The organism is Pseudomonas sp. Marseille-Q5117 (assembly GCF_946901175.1).
In the GTDB taxonomy this organism is placed as follows: domain Bacteria; phylum Pseudomonadota; class Gammaproteobacteria; order Pseudomonadales; family Pseudomonadaceae; genus Aquipseudomonas; species Aquipseudomonas iranensis.
This window is the reverse complement of sequence record NZ_CAMPPP010000003.1, coordinates 562,448-569,405: the sequence shown is the minus strand read 5'-3', so window position 1 is coordinate 569,405 and position 6,958 is coordinate 562,448. Positions and strand designations below refer to the sequence as shown.

Below are 6,958 nucleotides of genomic sequence, written 5' to 3'. Positions count from 1 at the left end.
CGGGCAATTGCCCAATCTGCTCGGGCTGGAGTTGCCGGCCAACACCACCGCGCTCGCCAGCCTGATGGATCTGCTACGACATCTGGGGGCTGTGGATAAGCCCTCGCTGATGCTCGGCGTTGCTACAGTGATCGTCGGCGTGGCCCTGAAAAAACTCTTGCCGCGCTGGCCGACGCTGTTGCTCACACTGGTGCTGGCCAGTCTGCTGGTGTGGATCTGGCCAGGAATGTTCGGTCATGTGCATCTGGTCAGCGCTTTCGTCGGACGCCTGCCGCCGCTGAGCGCCTTGACGCTGGATCTGGAGGTGATCCTGCGCCTGCTGCCAAGCGCCGTGGCGGTGGGCATGCTCGGGCTGGTCACCAGTCTGTCGATCGCCCGTTCGATATCGGCGCGCTCGCAACAGTTGCTCGACGCCAATCAGGAAGTCCGCGCACAGGGTCTGTCGAACATCGTCGGTGCGTTCTTTTCCGGGTCGCTGTCCGCCGGATCGTTTACCCGCTCGGGATTGAGTTATGAGGCGGGTGCCTGCTCGCCGCTGGCCGGGGTGTTTTCGGCGATCTGGGTGGCGCTGTTCGCGGTGTTCGGCGCGGGGCTGATCGCGCACATTCCGATCCCGGCCATGGCCGGCAGCATCCTGTTGATTGCCTGGGGTCTGGTCGATCACCGAGGCATTCGCGCTTTGCTGCGGGTCAGCCGCGCCGAGTTCGTGGTGATGGCCCTGACCTGTCTTGCGACCTTGCTGCTGGAATTGCAGACGGCGATCTACGCCGGGGTGCTGGCGTCGTTGTTTTTCTACCTCAAGCGCACCTCGCAACCACGGGTGCAGCACTGGCGCGACGGTGACGACGATGTGCTGCGCGTGGGCGGTTCGATCTTTTTCGGCGCCAGCCATTACCTGCAAGTGCGCCTGCAACGCCTGCATGGCGCGCGGGTGGTGATCGAGGCGCAGCAGATCAACTTCATCGATTATTCAGGGGTAGAGATGCTGCATCAGGAAGCGCGACGGCTGCTGGTCCAGGGTCGCAGCCTGACCTTGCGCCGGGCGCGGCCGCCAGTGGTGGAGGAACTGCGCAAACTGGAAGGGGCGGAGAAGTGCCCGATCAGGTTTGAAGATTGAGCTGATAACGGTAGTGATGCGATTCGCGAGCAGGCTCGCTCCCACATTGATCGCATTTCAATGTGGGAGCAAAAGTTAAAGGGCCAGTTGGCGGCGCAGCTCGGCAAGTACCGGCGCGGTATCCGGGCGTATGCCGCGCCACAGCCAGAATGCCTCGGCCGCCTGTTCGGCAAGCATGCCCAGACCATCCATCGCCAGCGCCGCGCCGTGCTCAGTGGCCCAGCGGCAGAACGCGGTCGGTTCCCTGCCGTACATCATGTCGTAGCACAGGGTCTGGCCCGGCTCGATCAGGCTTGGCGCGATCGGTGGCACATCACCGGTCAGGCTCGCGGAAGTGGCGTTGATGATCACGTCCACCGGCTCGCGCAGCCAGTCGAAACCACTGGCCGACACCGGCCCCAGATCGCCGAACAATTCCGCCAGCAGCTCAGCCTTGTCCACCGTGCGGTTGGCGATGATCACCGAGGCCGGTTTCTCTGCCAGCAACGGCTCCAGCGCACCGCGCACCGCGCCGCCGGCGCCGAGCAAAAGGATGCGCTTGCCGGTCAGGCTGAAACCGGCATTGACCGTCAGATCACGCACCAGTCCCGCGCCATCGGTGTTGTCGCCGAGCAGTGAACCATCTTCCAGTTTGCTCAAGGTGTTCACCGCACCGGCCCGCTGCGCGCGGGCGGTCAGGCTGTTGGCCAGACGGTAAGCGTCTTCCTTGAACGGCACCGTCACATTGGCGCCGCGCCCTTCGCGAAAGAACGCCGTGGCGCAGCCGGCAAAATCATCCAGCGGCGCCAGCAGCGTGCTGTAATCGAGGCGCTGGCCGGTCTGTTCGGCGAACAACTGGTGAATCATCGGCGACTTGCTGTGGCCGATCGGGTTACCAAAAACAACGTAACGATCCATCACCCGTCCTCAGGCCTCGGCCAGCCAGTCACGATCCTGGAGGAAATACTCGGTCAGACGCGCTTCTGCGCTGCCAGGTTCGGCCTTCCAGTCATAACCCCAGCGCACTTGCGGCGGCAGCGACATCAGAATCGATTCGGTACGGCCCCCCGACTGCAAGCCGAACAGCGTGCCACGGTCGTAAACCAGGTTGAATTCGACGTAGCGGCCACGACGGAATTCCTGGAATTCGCGCTGCTGAGCAGTGAAGGCGTCGTTCTTGCGCCGCTGCACGATCGGCAGGTAGGCCTCGATGTAGGCATCGCCGATGGCGCGCATGAAGGCGAAGCTGGTGTCGAAATCCCACTCGTTCAGATCGTCGAAGAACAGACCGCCAATGCCGCGCGGCTCATGACGATGCTTGATATGGAAATAGGTGTCGCACCAGGCCTTGTAGCGCGGATAGACGTCCGCACCAAACGGCGCACAGGCTTGCTCGGCGACGCGGTGCCAATGAATGCAGTCTTCTTCAACGCCGTAGTACGGGGTCAGGTCGAAACCGCCGCCAAACCACCAGACCGGTTCTTCGCCTTCTTTTTCAGCAATGAAAAAACGCACATTGGCGTGGGAGGTCGGCACATGCGGGTTGTGCGGGTGGATCACCAGCGACACGCCGAGCGCCTCGAAACCACGCCCGGCCAGTTCCGGCCGATGGGCACTGGCCGACGGCGGCAGACCGCTGCCGAACACGTGGGAAAAGTTGACCCCGCCCTTTTCAATCAGCGTGCCGTTTTCCAGCACGCGGGTGCGCCCGCCACCGCCCGCCGGCCGGGTCCAGGCGTCTTCGACGAAGCATTTGCCGCCGTCTTCGGTTTCCAGTGCAGCGCAGATGCGGTCTTGCAGATCGAGCAGATAGGCCTTTACGGCGTCGGTGCGGGTCGTCATGGCTTCACCTTGAATCGGGCGGCGCCCCGGCAGGCGGGCGGCGCAAATGGGCGCGTAGCATACCATCGCAGACCGGCGCGCCGCAGTTGACGAAGATCAAGCAGGGGAGTTGGATAGAGGGCTTAGCAACGACCCAAGGAGAGCAGGCAGATGGCAAAGCGTATCCAGTTCCGCGCCCACGGCGGTCCCGAAGTGCTCGAATATGTTGACTACGAACCCGCTGCACCCGGGCCGAATCAGGTGCGCGTGGCCAACCAGGCGATCGGCCTGAACTTCATCGACACCTATTACCGCAGCGGCCTCTATGCGCCGCCCGCGTTGCCGTCCGGCCTGGGATCGGAAGGCGCCGGCACCGTCGAAGCGGTGGGCAGCGACGTCACCCGGTTCAAGGTCGGCGATCGCGTGGCATACGGCAGCGGCCCGCTCGGCGCCTACAGCCAGCTGCATGTGCTGCCGCAGGACAATCTGGTGCACCTGCCCGATGAAATCAGTTTCGAAACTGCCGCCGGCGTCATGCTCAAGGGCCTGACCGTGCAATACCTGCTGCGCCAGACCTACCAACTGCAGGGCGGCGAAACCATTCTGTTCCACGCCGCAGCCGGTGGCGTCGGCTCGCTGGCCTGCCAATGGGCCAAAGCGCTGGGCGTGAAGCTGATCGGCACCGTCAGCTCGAAGGAGAAAGCCGAGCTGGCCAAAGCCAACGGCGCCTGGGCCACCATCGACTACAGCCATGAAAACGTTGCCGAGCGCGTGCTGGCACTGACTGACGGCAAGAAAGTCCCGGTGGTGTATGACGGCGTCGGCAAGGACACTTGGCTCACGTCTCTGGACAGCGTCGCACCACGTGGCCTGGTGGTGAGTTTCGGCAATGCTTCCGGCGCGGTCGATGGCGTCAATCTGGGCATTCTCGCCGCAAAGGGTTCGCTCTACGTCACCCGACCGACGCTGGCGACCTACGCCAACAACGCCGAAAACCTGCAACGCATGGCCGACGAGCTGTTCGAGATGATCATCAGTGGCAAACTGAAGGTAGACATCAGCCAGCGCCATGCACTGGCGGATGCGGCAAAAGCACAAACCGAACTGTCGGCACGGCGCACGACCGGTTCCACAATTCTGCTGCCATAAAGCCTCAAGTTGATACTCGGCGAACTCCTCCATGAGTTCGCCGAGTATCTTGCGGCTATATCAAGTACATCTTGCGGTGAAGTTTCTTCGCCGCTGGTCTACGACCGGCAAACTTCCTGCGCAACTTCTTCGATTCATATACGAGCCATTTTTCAGCCCACTCTTCAATCACTGGCGGATCAATACTGGCGGTTAAAAAAATCACGATACTCCGGCTGATGCGCGTTCATGTTCACAGGCTGATCCAGGGCCATCAGTATTTGCCGCCATTCGGCGGACAACAGCCAATAATCGCCCCGGGCGCGCTGCTCGATATGCATGGCGTGCGAAGCAATCGGTGTCAGGCCGAAGCGCTGAAACAGTTGTCGCTGTGGCGATCTGCACAAGGCCGTCACCCCCTGATATCCGCGATCGATCGCCCATTCCGCAGCGGTGGCGAGCAGGCCATTGATCGATACCGGCCGGTGCTGCTGGGAATGGGTAATCAAGCGACTGAATTCGACATGCCGTGTCAATGCCACAGTGGGAGACACATGATGCTGCGCCAGTGAAGCCCATTCGAAGGGCGCCGGGGTTGCCCGCAGCACCGCAATAAGCTGATCACGCTGATACAACAGAAAGTGCGTGCTGCGTGAGGTGATCGCCAGTCGGGTTTCCAGCGCCCGGGCTCTGGAGGTGAGCATGTAATGCTGCAATCGCAGGCGAAACTGTCGATTGATGAAGCGTTCAAATTCCCCGGCATCCGATCCTCCCTCAAGAATGGCCACACGATAGTCGGCCTGTTGATTCTTGAGTGTCTCCTGAAAGCCCTGCAGATAATCCTTGAGGTGTAAATCGGTAATATCCATTACTTCTCCGCAGTCATTAATATTTCGAAGTTGCTTCAAGCACATTGAAAGAATGGATGCTTTTGGAAATCTCGCCACTGCACGCGTTCTGATAATCACGTGGGAAAACTTACAGATATTTCAGACTCAAAGATTCGTCTGACGCATGAAAGAACAATGGCAACGGATAAGTTTTGAACGAATGCAGGAATAAACTGCGGGCATGCGCAGAACTCCTCGTCGACGCCGAGGAGTCCGCAAAAAAATAAAAAAGAATGGCGTCAGTCAGGACGAACGACGTTACCGGTGGCGAGGTCGCGGATCACGCTGGGATTCTTGCGCCCGCCAAGGCTGCCGCCCAGCACGAGATCGACCTGACCACGGAAATACTGCTCGATGCGCAAACGCGTGCGCGCCGGCGGTCGCCCCTGGGGGTTGGCCGATGTGGAAATCAATGGCCCGACCAGCGAGCACAGGTCGCGCACCTGGGGGTGATCGCTGACCCGCAGCGCCACGGTGTCATGCACGCCTGTGACCCATTCCGGCAACAGGTTCTGGTGCGGCACCAGCCAGGTGTTCGGCCCAGGCCAGGTGCTGGCCATGCGGTCGATCCAGTCCTGCGGGAAGTCCTCGAAGAGGAAATCGAACTGGCGGATGTTGTCGGCGACCAGGATCAGCCCTTTGCTCACCGAGCGATTCTTGATCGCCAGCAAGCGGTCCACCGCGTCTTCGTTCCACGGGTCGCAACCCAGCCCCCAAACGGCTTCGGTTGGATAGGCAATCACCGCGCCGGCGCGAACTTCACGCGCGGCTTGTTGCACACGCCAACTGTTGACCATGAAAAAACTCTCCACAAACAGGTTTCGCGCAGTTTACCGATCTTCCTCGTAAAACCTAGCTCGACCGCGCCAGCCAGCGACCGTTTTCGCATACCGCACGGCCTTCGATTTCCAGCTCGGTCAACGTTGCCAGCACTTTCGGCAGCGCCCAGCCACAGCTCGCTGCCAAGGCCTCGCTGGTGTGCGGCGCCGCGTGCAGCAGCGCCAGCAACGGGTGATCGGCCTTCGGCGCCGCCGTGGATAACAGTGGCTGCTGCCAGCCGCGCAGGGCTTCGAGGATATGTTCGATAGTCTCCACCAGCACCGCCCCGTCGCGAATCAACTGGTGACAACCGCGCGCGCCGGGGTGATGGATCGAGCCCGGAATGGCATAGACCTCGCGGCCCTGTTCGGCTGCCAGCCGCGCGGTGATCAACGAACCGCTGGCAACACTGGCCTCGACCACCAGCACGCCGAGGGACAACCCGCTGATGATGCGGTTGCGCCGGGGGAAGTTGCTCGGGCTCGGCCCGGCGTCCAGTGGAAACTCGGAAAGCACCGCGCTGCCCGAGGCAATCATCGCCTCGGCCAGGCGTTTATTGCGTTGTGGATAAAAATTTTCCAGCCCCGTGCCGAGCACCCCCACGGTCAAGCCGCCAACATCCAGAGCAGCCTGATGGGCAGCGGCATCGATGCCCAGCGCCAGACCACTGTTGATGACAAAACCGGCCCCGGCCAGACTGCGGGAAAACGCCGCCGCCGTATCCATGCCCGGGCGGGAAGCGCGGCGGCTGCCGACCATCGCCAATTGCGGTTTTTCCAGGATCGACGGATCGCCGGCGACAAATAACAGCGGCGGCGGATCAGCGATTTGCGCCAGCAACGCTGGATAATCCGCTTGATCCCACATCAGCAAATGTTGGTCGGGGTGCTCTAGCCAGCGCATTGCGTGGCTGGCGCCGTCGCGCACCGTCGGACAACGCCGTGCTTCGGCGCAGGCCGCCGGCAACCCCAGTGAGCGCCAGGCATTGGCCGGTGCGCTGAGGGCTTTGGACGCCGAGCCGAAGGCTTCGAGCAATTTGGCAAAACGCTTGGGGCCGATATCCGGCATGCGGTGCAGGCGCAGACGCGCTTCCAGTTCCGCCGGGGAAATGGCCGTACTGACAGACAACATGAATGGATCATCCTTGATCGTTCTATGCTCCGAACCATTCGGAACAAGTTGTGGATAACTCTGTTGGTAACTT

7 protein-coding genes are annotated in these 6,958 nt (G+C 61.6%); 2 read left to right on the top strand and 5 right to left on the bottom strand.

Features of this window, described 5'->3' with window-relative positions; genetic code table 11:
• Nucleotides 1-1,117: SulP family inorganic anion transporter (locus tag OC605_RS08465; RefSeq protein WP_262136671.1), on the top strand; the 1,117-nt coding region annotated here is incomplete at its 5' end.
• A 75-nt stretch (nucleotides 1,118-1,192) separates the two neighbouring features.
• Here the strand turns inward: OC605_RS08465 and aroE are convergent.
• Complete coding sequence (gene aroE / locus OC605_RS08460; protein WP_262136670.1) at nucleotides 1,193-2,014, bottom strand: shikimate dehydrogenase; 822 nt, start codon at nucleotides 2,012-2,014, stop codon at nucleotides 1,193-1,195.
• 9 nt (nucleotides 2,015-2,023) lie between these two features.
• On the bottom strand, nucleotides 2,024-2,938 hold the full coding sequence (hemF, locus tag OC605_RS08455) for an oxygen-dependent coproporphyrinogen oxidase (protein WP_071173933.1): 915 nt from the start codon (nucleotides 2,936-2,938) through the stop codon (nucleotides 2,024-2,026).
• Between the two features lie 150 nt (nucleotides 2,939-3,088).
• Here hemF and OC605_RS08450 point away from each other — a divergent pair, with 150 nt between their 5' ends.
• Nucleotides 3,089-4,066 carry a quinone oxidoreductase family protein gene (locus tag OC605_RS08450; RefSeq protein ID WP_024014962.1) on the top strand — a complete coding sequence of 326 codons (978 nt, stop codon included), beginning with the start codon at nucleotides 3,089-3,091 and terminating at the stop codon, nucleotides 4,064-4,066.
• A gap of 179 nt (nucleotides 4,067-4,245) precedes the next feature.
• Here the strand turns inward: OC605_RS08450 and OC605_RS08445 are convergent, their stop codons facing one another.
• The 3 genes from OC605_RS08445 to dprA all read right to left on the bottom strand — a co-directional run bounded on the left by OC605_RS08445 (nucleotide 4,246) and on the right by dprA (nucleotide 6,885).
• Nucleotides 4,246-4,914 carry a hypothetical protein gene (locus OC605_RS08445; RefSeq protein WP_262136669.1) on the bottom strand — a complete coding sequence of 223 codons (669 nt, stop codon included), beginning with the start codon at nucleotides 4,912-4,914 and terminating at the stop codon, nucleotides 4,246-4,248.
• Between the two features lie 260 nt (nucleotides 4,915-5,174).
• Nucleotides 5,175-5,732, bottom strand: coding sequence for an L-threonylcarbamoyladenylate synthase (locus tag OC605_RS08440; protein WP_039757175.1), 558 nt, complete (start codon nucleotides 5,730-5,732; stop codon nucleotides 5,175-5,177).
• A 55-nt stretch (nucleotides 5,733-5,787) separates the two neighbouring features.
• A complete protein-coding gene (gene dprA, locus OC605_RS08435; protein WP_262136668.1) occupies nucleotides 5,788-6,885 on the bottom strand; it encodes a DNA-processing protein DprA in 1,098 nt (365 codons plus the stop codon).
• Nucleotides 6,886-6,958: the final 73 nt, after the last annotated feature.

What these genes read in the sequence shown, in the direction of transcription:
- OC605_RS08445 (WP_262136669.1), bottom strand. Translation starts at nt 4,914, where the DNA reads ATGGATATTACCGATTTACACCTCAAGGATTATCTGCAGGGCTTTCAG.
- dprA (WP_262136668.1), bottom strand. Translation starts at nt 6,885, where the DNA reads ATGTTGTCTGTCAGTACGGCCATTTCCCCGGCGGAACTGGAAGCGCGT.
- OC605_RS08450 (WP_024014962.1), top strand. Translation starts at nt 3,089, where the DNA reads ATGGCAAAGCGTATCCAGTTCCGCGCCCACGGCGGTCCCGAAGTGCTC.
- aroE (WP_262136670.1), bottom strand. Translation starts at nt 2,014, where the DNA reads ATGGATCGTTACGTTGTTTTTGGTAACCCGATCGGCCACAGCAAGTCG.
- OC605_RS08440 (WP_039757175.1), bottom strand. Translation starts at nt 5,732, where the DNA reads ATGGTCAACAGTTGGCGTGTGCAACAAGCCGCGCGTGAAGTTCGCGCC.
- hemF (WP_071173933.1), bottom strand. Translation starts at nt 2,938, where the DNA reads ATGACGACCCGCACCGACGCCGTAAAGGCCTATCTGCTCGATCTGCAA.